Source organism: Clostridium psychrophilum, from assembly GCF_018861705.1.
GTDB classification, from domain to species: domain Bacteria; phylum Bacillota; class Clostridia; order Clostridiales; family Clostridiaceae; genus Clostridium_AD; species Clostridium_AD psychrophilum.
The window spans coordinates 16,665-31,570 of record NZ_JAHLEC010000010.1 but is presented as its reverse complement, the minus strand read 5'-3'; the positions used below and the strand labels follow the sequence as shown (position 1 = coordinate 31,570).

Sequence of the window (14,906 nt, the reverse complement as noted above, 5' to 3'; positions counted from 1 at the left end):
CATATCCTTTGCAGCAATGAACTTTTTTTGAATATGTCTGCCTCCTTATTATTTACCAAAGGTTTCTTTCCAATCTTTGGCAAATTTTTCTATTCCGGCATCTGTTAATGGATGTTTTATCATTTGTTTTATTATTTTAAGTGGAACTGTAGCAATATGTGCACCAGCAACTGCTGCATCTGTAACATGCATTGGAGTTCTTATACTTGCAGCAATTATCTCAGTATCAATTCCATGTACTTTAAATATTGTAACAATAGTTTCTATTAAATCCATAGCATTAGCATTTATGTCATCAAGTCTTCCAAGGAAAGGACTAACAAAAGAAGCTCCTGCTCTTGCAGCAAGTAAAGCTTGTCCAGCTGAAAATATTAATGTTACATTTGTTTTTATTCCTTCTTTTGAAAGTACTTTTACAGCCTTTAGACCTTCCTCAGTCATTGGAATTTTTACAATCATATTTTTATGAATTTTTGCTATTTCTCTTCCTTCTTTTATCATTCCTTTTGAATCTAATGAAATAACTTCTCCACTTATAGGTCCGTCTACAATAGATGCTATTTCTTTTATAACTTCATTAAAGTCCCTGCCCTCTTTTGCAATTAGAGATGGATTAGTAGTTACCCCACAAATAACACCCATATCATTAGCCTCACGAATATCTGCAACATTTGCTGTATCAATAAATAATTTCATAATTAACACTCCTTCATATTTTTTTATTTTATTTTTCTACTGCAACCTACAAATAAATTAGTTGTATATTTCTTCTAATACATCCTTAACTCCACCTAATGATTTAAAAATAAGTGTTGGTTGTATTTCAGATTCAACTAAATCCTCAAGCTTTGCTTCACCTGATAAAACAAGAATAGTTACTGAATCATTATCTTTACCAATAGCTATGTCTGTATAAAGTCTATCCCCAACAAAAGCAATTTCTTTCTCGCAAAATCCAGTATCCTTAAGGACAAATTCTAGTGTATGATGTGAAGGTTTACCAAAGAATTCTGGAACCACTCCTGTAGACGCCGTAATCATAGCACATATAGCACCACAATCTGGAATGAATCCATCTTCAGTTGGGCAATTAAAGTCAGGATTTACGCCTAAAAATTTAGCTCCATTTCTTATAAATTCACAAGCCTTAGATACATTTTCATATGATAATGTAGTATCAAACCCAACAACAACAACATCTGCGTCATCGGTAACAACATTAATATTTGCAGCTTTGAAATCATCTTTTAAATACTGCGTGCCTAAAACAAATACTTTTTTATCTTGCATATTCTCTTTTATATAATTAATAATTACATAATTTGAAATAAGCATCATATCATCAGTTAAATTATATCCCATTTTTCTAATTCTATTTATATAAACTTTTGCATTTTTAGAAGAGTTATTTGTAAAAAATTTAAATTTAATATTGTTTTTCTCAAGCTCTTCTAGAAATTTAATAGAACCCTCGAGTATTTTGTCTCCTAAATAAACAGTACCATCAAGATCAAGAATAAAACATTTTACTTTTTTTAAAATATCTATTGAACTGTCTTTTGAATCAAGCGTTCTTCCTATCATACCTATCATATCTCCTTCTTAATATTGTCTTTAGCTTAAAAAAGCATAATTCTCTAAAAAGCAATATTTGATAACAAATTCAATATTTATATCACATCACAATATAATAAAAGTAACATATGTAATAGAATAATTTTAAAAACTACCCATATGTTACTTCATTTTTTTCTATAAAATACTTAATATCTAAATGGTCTACCAATATTTTATAGAGTGGATTGCATATTATTTGTAATAAATATTTGCTATATAACTGGCAGCCTCATCAAGCTTTCCTATATCTTCAAGAAGTTGCATAATACCATATCTATTACGCATATCCTTTGCAGCAATAAAACTTTTTCTGAATAATTCTTTGCTAAGTCCTAAGTCTTTAGGATTCCAAACTGCACCTGCTTTTTTCAAAGTCTTAATTATTTCCTCTGGTTGCGGAACAAAAACATCACAAATTTTCTTTATATCGTCCCATTTTGCAATTATTTTATACATACTATCTTTTCTCTCTTTTTCATCAAAGTTAATACTATTTTGTTTAAATTCAATAATATTTGTTGCACTAATAGTAAATACATCTTTTATATTTTGCAACCAGATATTTTTATCAAGATGCACGTAATCACCTTTTTTAAGTATTTTATTAATATCTAAGTCTTTTGCATATTTATATGCATAAGCTACAATTCCAACACCTACACCTACAGTATTACCGTGAAGCCATTTTGAATTATCTCCACTATTCATAAACATCATTTCATAACAATGCGATATATAATGTTCTCCACCAGACGCTGGCCTTGAGGCTCCAACCATGCCAATTGCAATCCCTGATAAAATTAATGCTTCAGTTATATTCTCTACAGTTTTAGCATCTCTACTTGTAACTCCTGCTGCAGCTTCCTCACACTTCTTCAAAGTGCTAAGAACTAATTTTTCAACTTCTGGGCAAAAATATTCATCATTTAAAATATTTGCAACATGCCAATCTGCAAGAGCTGTATATTTACCTAAAATATCCCCAAGTCCTGCTTGAAGCATTTTCATAGGTGCCTGTTTCATAATATCAATATCACAAACAATGGCTAATGGATATACTCCATCATATGTAACCTTTACGCCATCACATATAAGTGGAGAAACCACCGACGCAAAACCATCCATTGAAGGTGCAGTTCCCACAATCACATACGGAATCCCAAGCTTACAGCTAAGAAACCTTGAAATATCATTAATTGTACCAGATCCTACTGCAATAATTAAAGATGTATCACCAGGTATTTCAAGTAATAATCTTCCTAGTGTCATTTCATTAGGATGTAAATGTTCCTCAGTAAATACATACTTAGTAGCTATAAATTTATTTTTTAATAATTCTTCAACTTGTTTACCTGCTACCTCATATGTGTGGGTATCCTCTATAATAAATACCTTTTTACCTTTGTAATTCTTGATTACATTTGGTAACTGACTTATAACTCCTCTACCTACTTTTATAGTTTCTATCCCTACACTATGATTTTTACCACATGTACACATGTAATTAAGTCCAGTCATTTCTTCTACACTTAAAGCCATTAAATCTATCATAAGCCATCCTCCTTAAATCAAAGATTTTTTTCTATTTAATTTTTTCTGATTCAAAAGACTTCCATGGAATATCAACTGCAGAAGCACCAGAATTTATAATATTGTCAACATGCAAAAGTAATGGGAAATCGCTAAGTTTAACAACCCCCCTTTTTGCTAGAGCACGTACTCCACGAGCTGTACGAGTGGCAATGACTATTGATTCTAATGTGACGCCTTTCAATTGTTTAATTGATTCTTCAATTGAAAATCCTTGTCCTAGTAAAGTTCCAACTTTACGAGTACGTCCACCGAATACAGTTACGTAAAGATCTCCACCAGATAATATAATATTCTCTTCTCCACCACCGACTATCTCAAGAAGATGTTTCATTTCCTTTATACTTTGTCCAAAAAGTCCAGCCTGTGAATTATAATGTTCGTGACCAGAACCATCAGGTCCAATAGCAAGACCTATAGCAAGTGATACACCTAGTGCATAAGCATTTTTAAGTGCAACTGCACATTCAACACCTACAACATCTGTTGAAAGACTTATATGATAATAAGGAGATTCAAACAAACTCTTAAGCATTCTAAGCGTTTCTATGTTATGTCCACAAAATGTAACAACTGAATTATCTTTATCAGCAAGTTCATAACTAGTACATGGACCCCCTATAGCATTAATAGAAAGTTTCTTATTATTAACAAGCTTACTTTCAAAATATTGTGGATAAGTAATCATATTTCCATCTTCTTGATCAATCATTCCTTTTGTTATTGAAAGAAGAGGAATGTTTTCAGGTATAATAGGCAATATGTTGTCCGCAAACCAGTCAACTCCAAAACTACTAACTCCACATATAACAACATCAGCTCCAACTAATGCTTTTTTTACATCTTCAATTTGGAAATACTCAATTCCTGTCTTAGGTAATTGACGTTTTAATAAAGTATGAAAACCTGTAGTTTTTACTGTTTCAATTACCTCTCTATCTAAAGGAGTACCAACTAGTCTTACTTTATTACCATTTTCAGTTGCAGGGAAAGATAAAGCAGATGCCATCTGTCCAGCTCCAATAACTGTTATAATTTTCATAATATTACCTCCTAATGAATTTATTAAAAATTAATTGTATTTGTATTTCTAAATATGCGATTTACTTAGTTGTTAAAAGTTATGTGTATGTACATTATTGTCACTCATAAGTGATGTAGTAAATTTAATTACTTTTCCAATAACAAATTTGTTTTTAAGAAGTAAAGAGTGCTTGATAGCACTCTTTACTTCCTAACTTTTACCTATTTATAAAATAACTCCTCCTGTGAATAATTGGAATACCTTTATAATTATCCAATTTAAGAAGTTACCACCTAAATCTAAACTTGAAATCATAGTTGTTCCTTTTGGCATTACGAATTGAGCCATTTTAGCAATTTCAGTATGGAATACAGCAATGTTTGTTGCCATTAGTAAAGCAAGTGCCATTACTACAGTACCAGCTAAAACTGAATGAACAATATTACCCTTTGTAGATCCAACTATAAATGCAACATAAAAACAAATTGTAGTTAAATCGCCAAATGGTAAAACTTTATTACCAGGCAATACAACTGCTAAAAATAATGTTATAGGAACTAAGACAAGTGCTGTTGCTATAACTGCTGGATGTCCAACTGCAACTGCTGCATCAAGTCCAATTGTTAATTTTCTATCTTTACCAAAGTTTGTATTCTGTAAAAATTCTCTAACGCCTTCTGAAATTGGAATTAATCCTTCCATTAATATTTTAACCATACGAGGCATTAAGAACATAACGCCGGCCATAATAATACCTAATTGAAAACATTTTCCGATATCGTATCCAGCTAAAAATCCAATTACCGCACCAAGAACTAAACCCATCATCATTGGTTCACCAAACACACCAAATTTCTTTTGGATAGATTCTGGATCTGCTTTCAAATTTTTTATTCCTGGAATTATTCCTATTACTTTTGCAATTGGAATACCTATAAGACCACATGCTGCAGTAGATCCTGTTGGTAATGATACTCCTTCAAGTCCGAAAAAATCTTCAACCATCGGAGCTGTCCAATCAGCAATTTTAAGAACTGCAATTTCATAAATAATAGCTGCGAGTATTGCAAGTCCCCAATTTCCATTAGTTAAAACAAGTACTGTTGCACCTGCTGCAGTAAAATGCCAATAATTCCATATATCTATATCAACTACGTTAGTAAATTTCATAAATAATAATAGAACGTTTACAAGCATAATAATTGGTATCATAATAGCAGCTATTGGAGAAGCCCAAGTAATTGCTGCTGCTGCTGGCCAACCAACATCTAATACACTTAGATGCAATCCATATCTTGTTACCATCATTGATGTTGCTGCCCCTAAATTAGTAGTAAGCAAACCAATTACTAAATTAATACCTACAAAACCAACTCCGATTGTAACACCTGATTTAAACGATTTTGTAAATCCTAATTTAAAGCAACATCCCAATATAGTAATTGTAAGTGGTAATATTATTGTCGGTCCCAAATTCAAAATGTAATGAACAACGTTTAATAACATGTATTTCCCCCTTTATTTTTTAGCATTTGTTTAACAACATTTTGGAAGCTTCAAGTCTGCCATCTTCTATAAGTGGCAGTTGTCTAGCCTAGGAAAATTACTTTGGTGGAAGTCTAAATCTGCTTCCAAAGTTGTTAATATTGCAGCTCCGCAGGAGATGATTTAATGTTGAAATATAATATCATCTTTAACCTTATAAATATAATTTCAAGTTTGTATTAATTAGATTAATATGGTTCGTAATTATATAATCACATATTTTATTCTTTTATAACATCGATAATTGCTTTATCAATCTTTTGTGTATTTATATTAGTTAAATAGTTTATTGCCTTAATTACAGGAATACTATAAGTTCTTGGTGCAATTGTTGTTGTAACTAAAAGATCTGCATCATCTTGATAACCTGGTACTTCTGATATTTTACATTGAATAACTCTTGCATTAAGATTGTTCGCTGCTATTAATTCCTCCACCTTTTTACATACAACTGTTGAAGTTGCTATTCCTGTACCACATGCTACTAATATTACTTTTTGTTTACTCATTTTATATCCTCCCTTAAATTTATTTAAACTAATTTACAATCAAAGTTTGAGACTATATCATATATTTCATTGACATCGTTTGCATCGTGCAGTCTCTTTAATATATCTTCATTTTGAATTAAAAGCATTAGTTGCTGCAACATCAATATCTGACTGTGTGGTTCTTTTAAAACCATAGCAAATACAACATTAACTTCTGCTTGTCCATCACCATCCATATTATTAAATGTTACTGGATTCTTCAAAGTTGCAATAGCTATAGCTGGCTTAATTACATGAATTGCATCAGTATGTGGTATAGCTACGTTGTATTTTCCAAGTGTTAACCCCGTTGGAAATTTCATTTCTCTTTTCACTAACCCATCATAAAAGGAATCCTTTACATAATTAGCTTTTAACAACATTTGAGACAAAGCATAAAAAACATCTTCTGTCGTTTTGGCTTCAAGATTGTTTATTATTAAATCTTTACTTAAATATTCATTAATATTTGTTGGCATTGTTTCCCCCCTTCTCTCATTATTTTTTTCCAATGTACTTACTCTTTCTACATAATTATAATAGCAATTGTTGTGCCATAAGCCCTGTTGGAAAAGTAACAAATTAGTTCTTTATAAAAAAGATAATTTTACTTATACTTTCTATACAATCATATTTAGCAATTGTCGTGCCAAAAGTTTGTTGAAAAATTAACCTTTTGTTTACTATAAATAAAAGATTAACTTTACTTACACTTTCTACATAATATATTAGCAAGTATCATGCCAAAAGCCTGTCGAGAAAGCAATAGTTTAATTTTCAGCAAAAAAGATAGAAGCTATACATAGCTTCTATCTTTTAATTTCATAAACATGATATATTACTCATTCAAAAATATGTTTGCAATTTCTTTAGGTGATTTTGCTTGTTTTACTTTTTTAATAATATCTATTTTAGATAATAAATCAAACAATTTTAAAACTATTTCTCTATCATTCTCTTTAAGCGCAAGCATAATAATTGTATCAACCTCAGTGTCATTATCCCAAATAATAGGATGCTTAAGTTTAAAAATAGTTAATGAAGATTTTTTAACATGCTCAGGCAACCCATGAGGTATTGCAACATTATCTGCAACTATTGTGCCTCCCATCATTTCTCTTTTATATACACTTATTGCATACCCTTCCTTAACATTACCTTTTAATTGTAGCAATGAACACATTGCATCAATTACATCACCTTTTGAAAATAAATCATCTCTTATTTGTATATTTCCCTCATCTATTACATTCGTTAATGGATTGATTATTTTTATTCCTATTAGGTTTTTTAGCATTCGTTTACCATCTTCCTTCAGAATACTCTGAAATGAAATAAATGGGATGTCGTAAATATTAGGATTAATAGTTCCGACTATTGCAATTATATTATGATCTTCGCTAATCTTATTAATTTTATACTGAGCATTTTCTCTGTCCATAATTCCAATTGGAATTATAGATATATTTTCATTTGAAATTTCCTTTATTTCTTCAATATATTTTTTAATTCTTAATGCTGTGCCTTCACCAGTTATACACACTGTAATTATAGTCTTAGAATATTTTTTTACGCCTTCTACTTTTCCGACATATGATTTATCTCCGTCTAAAGCATTCGCTATTTCATTTAAATCACTGGTTACAAGCGCTCTTCTTACTGCTTCAAGCACCATTACAGTATCTACTCTACCAATAATTCTTGTAGGAATTCCTGTTTGTTTAGTAATGATTTCACCAAAAGTTACTAATGACCCCATATCAACTAAAAGTAAACATCCTTTGCCCTCATTCACTTTTTTTACTGTCTCTATAGTTTTTTCAAGCAGAGTCTTAGGACTCTCATCAAGTGACATTTCAATTCCAATTGCAAGGTTTGTACCTAATAGTTTATTTGATACATCTGCCATTCCACAGGCCACATGACCATGACTTAATATGATAACATTTACTCTGCTTATATTTTGATCCATGGCAGAAAATGTTTTAATATACATAGCTAAAAACCCAATTTCATCGTCAGGTAAATCTATATCTAAGCTCTTATTTATTTCCTTAGTCAATATTTTAGCAACTCTATATTCATTATAATATTCGCTCTTAATATAATCTAATTGAGAATTCTTAATTATCTTTCCTTGCTTTAACCTTTCAACAGTAGAGTTTAAGTGCACTGCAACGCAATAATAAAAGTTTTCTTTAATATTGTCTATATAACTTTTCGCTATGTTAGTTACATTCTCTACAACCTTTAATATTTTTTCATCAATTATATTCTTTAATTCTTCCTTAGGAAAAAGTATGTTTGATTCAATGTTTTTGGCAAATCTATTTAAATCAAATTTCATTTTATTCCATATGATTTTGTTTATTTCATCTGTTTTAAGCCCTTGCTTTTCAAGATCATAATATTTTTCTTGTATATTACTATATATCTCATCAGGTAATATGTACCTGTCATTTTTAAGTTTATTTGTACTTATATTTCCGGGGTCAACTACCAAATCATCATTAGATATATCGTCATACATTGAATTTCTACTAGCAACGCTCAATATTCCTAGTGGCACATGGTCTGGTAAATCTGTTATTTCAATAATAACAACGTCTAAATCATTGCTTAATGAATTCAAAAATCCTTTAGCACAGGCTACTTGTATGTCGCTTCTTAGCTGGCCAATATTGCCTGGGCAATCATATAGTAATAACGATCTAATAACATCAAACCTGATAGTAATTTCCTTTCCAACTCTTGCAGCCTCTTGTGAAAAGAAATTTTCAATTAATATATATCTTTCCTTAATGGGTCTATCATTAATAGATGGAAGATCGATTATCATTGGTATTCTTCTTCTAAACGTTAATAATAAAGCTGATTTTGGATCCTCCGTCGTTGCTGCCGTTATCATGACATTAGCTATTCTACTATTTTCTGTTTCGCCAAGTCTCCTATATCTCCCTTTATCTAATAGATGGAATAAAATTTCTTGCCCTTCACTTGGAAGTCTATGTACCTCATCTAAAAACAATATACCATCATTAGCCTTCTCAACAATACCAACCTTATCAACATTAGCACCAGTAAATGCACCCTTTACATATCCAAATAATTGCGAAAGAAGTAATTGAGGATTTTCTGCATAGTCTGCACAGTTAAAAACTATAAAAGGAGCATTATTTTTAAAGTTTGAAGAATTTACTGCGAACTTATACATAGCTTCAGCAAAAAAACTTTTACCTACCCCTGACGGTCCAAGTATTAGCGTATGAAGTCCATGTGGAGGATATAAAATTGCTGCCTCTGCTTGCCTTATTTGGTTTCTCAATGAACCATGGTATCCTATAATTTCTCTTAAATTGTTATTTATGTTTTTTTTACTATTTATTTTGATTTTTATTTTATTATTTAATTTATTAATACTTACGTTTTCTGCTTTAGTATCTACAATATTCTTAGTTGCATTATCTACAACATCTTTAGTTACATTATCTGCAATACTTTTAGTTGCATTTTCAACAACCTGTTTCCTTATTTGAGTAACAGAATATCTTGAGATATCATATCCAATCTCAGCTAACATCTTGCATAACATATTATCTGAAATCGAATTATTTTCTTCAATAATCTTTTTAATGTCATTATGTAAAATTTCTTCTCTTCTTTGATGAGAATTAGGTATTCTTTTTTCTTTTCTAAATTGAGTTATATAAGCCCTAGTAGTATTTACTTTTAATGCAATATCATTATCAGTTAATGGTATCTTTTTATCTTCATTATCAATAAGTTCAAATATCGTATTTTCAATCACAAATTATACCTCCATTTGCCACTTTATATTCTATATTATATTCTATTTTTGATATTGTATCTACACGTTTACAATTATAACATCAATTCAGAATAGAATTGTATTTAATATACTTGTTTTCTAAGGATAATCATAGCTCGTTTAGTAATTCACACTGCTTATAACCAAATTTAGAGCAAATATAATTCATAATATTATCCCCTCTCTTTTGAATCTATTTGATTTATCAGCCCTAAATAAAGTTTTTAGAAATTGGAATCTATTATTTTTTTCTAATTTACACCTTTAATATTTATAATATTTTGATAAGATGATATTATAGGTATGCTAAAACCATATGCTCTAATTTGATATTTTCTATTAATTATTACACCCCAATATACATCTGCAGAACGGATTTTAAATTCCATCAAACTATTAGCATCTTTAAAAATTCTTATGTTACCAGCTTGTGTTTGTGTATAGATTAAATACGTATCAACATTCTTACTTCTTATAATTCGTTTATTTGCAACAGTCACTGTATAAGTGCTTCTAAAGAAATGTGGTGATACCATAATTACTCCTATCATTAAAATGATGATAATTATTATTGTCTTAATCTTAAATCTCGGGAATCTATTATATCTAAATTTATAAAAAAAATTATTTCTTATCATAAAATCTCCTTTATTTTAATAAATCCATTCACTATAATTATTACTCGAAATTTCTATACATTAGAATACAATCTATAGAAATTTTGCTATATTAATTTAGATTCGACATATTATAGTAAAATATAACTAAACTACAGATTTCGTGAATTTAAAATTAGCATAAAAAAAAGCCATTTGAAGTAAATACTCATCACTTCAATCTGGCTATATATTCCTATTAAATTTAATTTCACATTTTAAGTTTTTCTAAGTATTATTATATTAACTTGGTGGTCTTATTCCATTAAGAAGACTCCAGGTATTCAATCCAAAAGTATATTGAAAATGCGGCAGATCTACAATGCTTATAAAAGTTCCACCCCACTCAAGTCCAACTTGTTGTCCTAGCTGACCCATTTTTTTATATTTTTCTATATCATTTGATATCTTACCATTCTCATACGGTGAAGCATCAAAGGCTAATCCCCAGTTATGATAAGAGTCACCCCCTTGGGCATTGGTAACTAAACTCCCAGGCATGGTCCTACCTTGAGCATATAACCTATCTTGTTCATTCCAACTTCTAAATGCGTTAGTAATACGTACATCTAAATTATTAGCAATAGTCAGATCAAGAAATTTTTGTGCAAGTACTGCCACTCGTGGATTTAGCGACTTTATAGAATTTGAACTTGGCATATATTCAAAATTAATCTTTGGACTAGGATTAAACAATCTTTGCCTTGTCCTTGGATTTACAATGCCATCTTGATATAACTTATTGTCTCTTTGAAATCTTTTTACTGCATTTATTGTAATAGGACCAATCCATCCATCAGCATATCCAGAGTTATATCCTCTTAAAGTTAGCTGCCTTTGTACTAATTTAACATTTTCAATAAGAACGCTCCATGTATTGGGTCCAACAATTCCGTCCCTTTTTAATTCAAATCTGTCCTGAAAATTTTGCACTACATTCCTTGTTTTTATATCAAATACACCGTTAATTGTAAAATTATTATAATTAAGGCTTAGCCCATTTAAATTTATCTGAAGCCTTCTTACGTATGGTCCTACTGAACCTAATTTTAATACCGGTAACACTGGCATACATAATTACCTACCTTTCTTAAAAATTCACATTATTCTTTATTGTATGCCATTCGATCAAATATGTTAAAAACTCTTTCAACAAAAATGTTAAAGCTACTTTAACAAACAATCCATGAAAATTAATTATTATACTAGATTAATTAGGCAAAATAGCTACTATATATTTTGCTACCTCAATAGCTGTTTCATCTATTTCACCATCGCCTGCAAAAACCATTGTATCAGCATTAGCACCCTTACTTAATAACAAGTTCATCATTGATTCGCTTTTAATAACTGATAAAGGAGTACACTTTTTAGCATCCATTGTATTTAAATTCGCCCCTTTGCTAATCAGAAGCTTAACTATATCTTTATTATCTACTTTAACTGCTTCTTCAAGTGCTGTTTCACCATTTTTGTCTTTAGCATTTATGTTTTTAACATCGGCAACGTATTTTTCAACCGCTTCAATATCATTATCTTGTATTGCAGTAAATATATCTTTTTTATTATTTCTACATAATATTATAAGCATTGAAGATATTATAATAAAGCCACTTAATACTATAAGCATTATTCTTTTCATATTTTGTGTTCCTCCATTATTTATATAAAATTCATTGCTTAACTAGTTCTATTATGTTCTTTAAATTCCTTTATTTACAAATATTATTTGTCACCTTTATTATTTAAATTTAATATTAATTTCAACAATTTCAGAGCGACTTCCTAATCGAATTGGCGGTCCCCAAGTTCCATAACCCGAAGATACTATATATTTAGAATTACCCTTTTCTAAATAACCATAATCTAATTCAAATATTAGATTTGTTACAATATTGGCAGGAAATAATTGCCCTCTATGTGTATGTCCTGATAGTTGTAAATCAATACCTTGCTTTAGTGCATCATCTAAGTTCTTAGGCTGATGATCCATTAATATAAGTGCCTTAGACTTATCTAAGTCTTTTGTTATATCTGATAGTGATTTTCTTTTAACCGTAGTCGTTGCCTCTAGCGATATATCGTCCCTGCCTATAACATAAAAACTATCGTTAATTAAAATTGCTTTATCTCTTAATACAGGCATACCTGCAGCATTAAAAACTTTAACACCATCCTCTACCTTATTTCTCATTCCATCATGATTCCCAAGGCAAGCATATACCCCATATGTACTTTTAATTCTTTCAAAGTTATCACCCATCTTTTCTCGTACAAAAGGCTCAAGACTACTATCAATTATATCTCCAGGTATTAACACAATATCAGGATGTAAATTATTTATTTCATTTACCATTTTAGTAAGTCTTCGATTATTTACTACTGATCCAAGATGAATGTCTGATACCATAACAACCTTAAGTTTCTTTAAATTACCAGCCGTCTTATCTATTTTTACATTGTAATGTGTTACCTTAGCATTTCGTCCACTCCAAGTACCATATACCATAACTCCAACTAAAAGCACAACCACTACTATTGAAATAATAAATGAAAAATTAGGATTGTCAGACAAACTTCTTGGAATGAATTTGATTTTTTTATTTAAAAATTTTATTAAATCTACAATAGGCAATATTAAAAGAAGGTAAAATATTATTCCCATCCAATATGATCCTATAATATTTAATGTATTTAGAAGCATAGACGGTATATATGAAGCAAGTAACATGCTTATGATATATGCAGTAGCTACTAGTAAAATTATTACCCAATAAACTTTATTATTTAAAAATGAAATATGAATTCCAAAACTTTGCCATCCCCTAAGCCCTATATAATAATTTATTCCCCCATATATAAGTAAAAATATAAAAGCAAACAGTAACATTAATTTGTTCATTTTGCACCCCTCTAGCAATTTCATCTATTTTCAAAAGCTATCAGATATTATCTGATAGCTTTATTGTTCCAGATATTCTAAGTTAATAAGCCACACAAAATATTTACTTATATGGATTATTTTATATAGAATATTATAACACAGCTATAATGCTAATATAATCATTCCATTAGTATTAAAAGAGTTTTTTTGTGCAAGCTCACTTAATTATTACGTATATTCTCTATAATTTCTACATATACTTTTTATAAACACTACAGAAACCCTTAAGAAATCCTATATAAAATTCTTGAGGTATATCAACTCCCGGGAATAAATTAGTAAGTCTTTCAAACTTTTTAACAGCAAGAACATTGATATTTTTAATACCATATGGTAATAAACCCTTTTCTACTAAATTAAGATATGAAATTAGACCTATTTCGAACCCATTTAATTCATAAGGATGTATTTCCCCTTTTCCTTGTTCATCGTCATTATAAAATGATTCAACGAATTGATGAATAACTGATAAAGAATCTTTTTCAGTTTCTTCACTTACTTCATCTTCTTCAAACCAATCTCTACCTTCCTTTTTCCAATCAATTATTTTACCCATTCGAGAACCTCCTATTTATATCTTAAAGTCCTATTTAATGCTAATTTATTAACTTATACTATTATTAATATTCAACTAATTTAGAATTGCTATAAATATTTATATGTTTAGCATACAAACTATATCAAATTTGATTAGAAGTTCACTCAATCTTAATGTCGATTTAATATTGTTTTAACATAACCATGTTATTATTTATATAAGATGAAAGGAGAGTGGGTTATATGAATAAAAAAGATGTTATTATAATTAGTAAAGATGTTATTGATGAATGTCTTGCTGATTCTATTGAAAAAGCAGAGAAACAAAAACAAGTCTCACATTATAAAATGTAAGACTTGTTTTTATTTCTTTACACAACTTTTTGAGTTTATTGTCAAATCAAAATTTGCGTTTCATCCATTATGCTTTTTAATCTAAAAATACTACTTCATTACACTTCTTGCATACTAATATCAAAGTAGCATCTTCACAGGTTTTAAATTCGTATCTTTCAATTGGCTTAACGGTTTTTATATCTTCAACATTACCACATTTACAAATTAATTTCATCTTGTACCTCCTACTAGCTGTTTACTTTTTCTATTATACCATAATTTGGTAATATTTATTGCA

General features: G+C 29.6%; 14 protein-coding genes. All 14 read right to left on the bottom strand.

Features of this window, described 5'->3' with window-relative positions; genetic code table 11:
- Nucleotides 1-48: 48 nt before the first annotated feature.
- Nucleotides 49-696, bottom strand: a complete 648-nt coding sequence (gene fsa / locus KPL38_RS03905; RefSeq protein ID WP_216287318.1) for a fructose-6-phosphate aldolase — start codon at nucleotides 694-696, stop codon at nucleotides 49-51.
- Between the two features lie 57 nt (nucleotides 697-753).
- A complete protein-coding gene (locus KPL38_RS03900) occupies nucleotides 754-1,584 on the bottom strand; it encodes an HAD-IIA family hydrolase (protein ID WP_216287316.1) in 831 nt (276 codons plus the stop codon).
- 225 nt (nucleotides 1,585-1,809) lie between these two features.
- The gene (locus KPL38_RS03895) at nucleotides 1,810-3,168 is read right to left on the bottom strand and encodes a sn-glycerol-1-phosphate dehydrogenase (protein WP_216287314.1); all 1,359 of its coding nucleotides are present in this window, start codon (nucleotides 3,166-3,168) and stop codon (nucleotides 1,810-1,812) included.
- A gap of 31 nt (nucleotides 3,169-3,199) precedes the next feature.
- Nucleotides 3,200-4,249 (bottom strand): glycerol-3-phosphate dehydrogenase, encoded by a 1,050-nt coding sequence (locus KPL38_RS03890; RefSeq protein WP_216287312.1) that lies wholly within the window; start codon nucleotides 4,247-4,249, stop codon nucleotides 3,200-3,202.
- Between the two features lie 207 nt (nucleotides 4,250-4,456).
- Complete coding sequence (locus tag KPL38_RS03885; protein WP_216287310.1) at nucleotides 4,457-5,737, bottom strand: PTS galactitol transporter subunit IIC; 1,281 nt, start codon at nucleotides 5,735-5,737, stop codon at nucleotides 4,457-4,459.
- Between the two features lie 260 nt (nucleotides 5,738-5,997).
- Entirely contained in the window at nucleotides 5,998-6,285 is a 288-nt protein-coding gene (locus tag KPL38_RS03880; RefSeq protein WP_216287308.1) for a PTS sugar transporter subunit IIB, read from the bottom strand.
- A gap of 23 nt (nucleotides 6,286-6,308) precedes the next feature.
- The gene (locus tag KPL38_RS03875) at nucleotides 6,309-6,785 is read right to left on the bottom strand and encodes a PTS sugar transporter subunit IIA (protein ID WP_216287306.1); all 477 of its coding nucleotides are present in this window, start codon (nucleotides 6,783-6,785) and stop codon (nucleotides 6,309-6,311) included.
- A 359-nt stretch (nucleotides 6,786-7,144) separates the two neighbouring features.
- Nucleotides 7,145-10,114, bottom strand: a complete 2,970-nt coding sequence (locus tag KPL38_RS03870; RefSeq protein WP_216287304.1) for a sigma 54-interacting transcriptional regulator — start codon at nucleotides 10,112-10,114, stop codon at nucleotides 7,145-7,147.
- Between the two features lie 272 nt (nucleotides 10,115-10,386).
- The gene (locus KPL38_RS03865; protein WP_246577800.1) at nucleotides 10,387-10,773 is read right to left on the bottom strand and encodes a DUF1523 domain-containing protein; all 387 of its coding nucleotides are present in this window, start codon (nucleotides 10,771-10,773) and stop codon (nucleotides 10,387-10,389) included.
- A gap of 261 nt (nucleotides 10,774-11,034) precedes the next feature.
- A complete protein-coding gene (locus KPL38_RS03860; RefSeq protein WP_216287302.1) occupies nucleotides 11,035-11,862 on the bottom strand; it encodes a peptidoglycan-binding protein in 828 nt (275 codons plus the stop codon).
- A gap of 139 nt (nucleotides 11,863-12,001) precedes the next feature.
- Nucleotides 12,002-12,433, bottom strand: a complete 432-nt coding sequence (locus KPL38_RS03855; protein WP_216287300.1) for an ankyrin repeat domain-containing protein — start codon at nucleotides 12,431-12,433, stop codon at nucleotides 12,002-12,004.
- 99 nt (nucleotides 12,434-12,532) lie between these two features.
- Nucleotides 12,533-13,693, bottom strand: a complete 1,161-nt coding sequence (locus KPL38_RS03850; protein WP_216287298.1) for a metallophosphoesterase — start codon at nucleotides 13,691-13,693, stop codon at nucleotides 12,533-12,535.
- Nucleotides 13,694-13,925: 232 nt separating this feature from the next.
- The gene (locus tag KPL38_RS03845; protein WP_216287296.1) at nucleotides 13,926-14,291 is read right to left on the bottom strand and encodes a hypothetical protein; all 366 of its coding nucleotides are present in this window, start codon (nucleotides 14,289-14,291) and stop codon (nucleotides 13,926-13,928) included.
- Between the two features lie 411 nt (nucleotides 14,292-14,702).
- Complete coding sequence (locus KPL38_RS03840) at nucleotides 14,703-14,843, bottom strand: hypothetical protein (protein ID WP_216287287.1); 141 nt, start codon at nucleotides 14,841-14,843, stop codon at nucleotides 14,703-14,705.
- Between the last annotated feature and the right edge of the window lie 63 nt (nucleotides 14,844-14,906).